We start from the raw sequence: 1444 nt of genomic DNA on the forward strand, positions 1-1444 counted from the left end.
TCGGCGTCGCGGGCCGTTCTATTTGCGGTACACCAGAAAGCCGTCACGCTGCTTTTCTATATACCGACGGCGCGCTTGCTCGCCGCGCTCAATGTTCGCCATCATGGCCGTCGACCCGGTCCAGTTGTCCTGGCCCAGCTCGAACACGCTCAAACCGTACTGCGCGCCGTCCTGGTCGTCGATCAACCAGGACTTGATGTAGCGCCGCTTGAGCAGCCACGTCCCGGGATGCGCGCGGCTTTCCTCCCACCGCAGCCAGATCTCGTCGGGTTCCTGGATCGCCCGGGCGAGCAGCGACATATACGCGCCGCGCCCATCCTTGTCCGCTTTCCAACTGCCGTCGCCGGTCTTGAACAGGTCGTCCGAAATGGTGACGGCTGAACGCGTGGCATCCTCGAACACCTTCGATTGGCCCTGCTTCAGACCGAACTCCCGAAGGAACGCCTGCGCATATTGCTCGGGCGCGAGGCCGGCCGGCAGCAAGCTCGACGCCGGCACCGGGGTCGGCGTCGGCAACGTCGGCAGCTCAATGCCGGACGGAAAGGTGCGCGGCAGGCTGTCGGCCGGCGGCGGCGTAAACGGCTTCATCCACTGCGCGCCGGGGTTCGAGCTGAAGCACGGATCGGGTAGCAGTTTCTGTCCGGTCACCGCGTCTTGATAGGCCAGCGCCGATCGCCTCGTGCCGGATCGGTCGACAATTTCGACCTGGACCAGACGACCGCTGCTGTCGTACACCGGGCCGTGTTTGTCTTCGACCCAGGCCCGCGTGCGTGTCCGTACACGACAGCGGCAGCGGAACCCGTTCGGCGGATAGAACGTCTGCCAGAACGAATCGTCGTATCGGTAGATCGCGCCGGCCAGCGCCCGGTGCGCTGGGCGCGTCCGGCTGTCCAGGACGGCGACGTACTCCCAATACGGATGCGTGTCGACCTGTTCGAGCTGCGCGGCGTACCGGCCGGCCATGTAGGCCGATTGCATGTTCGTCTGGAAGATCGTCTGCAAACGGCGGGGTGTCAGGCGCTTGCCTTCGATCTCGCCGGTGTCCTGGTCGACGATCATGCCCTGGCCGAGCCAGCCTTTCTTTTCCAGGACCGGCGAGAGCTGCCGTTTAAACTCGCCGAACGTCGTGCCCTTCTTTAACGACGTCGTGAGCGCCTGGCGGATGTCCTGGAGCACGTCGACCTTCATCACGCCCGCTACCGTGAACGCCTTGGCATGCGCCTCGGCGGCGACGTCCTGCCAGCGGAAACCGATCTTGTAGCCCTTCGATTCGAAGTAGGCGATAGCTTTCTCCGGTTCGAGGCCGATCGCGTAGCCGAGATCAACCGCCATTCAGCCGCCCCCACACATCGGCCACGAAGATGCACCGCGCGAGCAGCTCCTGCATCGCGGTGTCGTCCATGGCCGGTTGCGCTTCGAGCAGCATCTCGATTGCTTCGTCCGG

Annotated in this window: 1 protein-coding gene; it reads right to left on the bottom strand. The window is 64.6% G+C overall.

Translation table 11 applies throughout. From position 1 onward, the window contains the following. Nucleotides 1–18: 18 nt before the first annotated feature. Nucleotides 19–1332 (bottom strand): PBECR2 nuclease fold domain-containing protein, encoded by a 1314-nt coding sequence (locus WS46_RS28455; protein ID WP_059533316.1) that lies wholly within the window; start codon nucleotides 1330–1332, stop codon nucleotides 19–21. Nucleotides 1333–1444 lie beyond the last annotated feature (112 nt).

Source organism: Burkholderia sp. RF4-BP95, from assembly GCF_001521985.1.
GTDB lineage: Bacteria > Pseudomonadota > Gammaproteobacteria > Burkholderiales > Burkholderiaceae > Burkholderia > Burkholderia diffusa.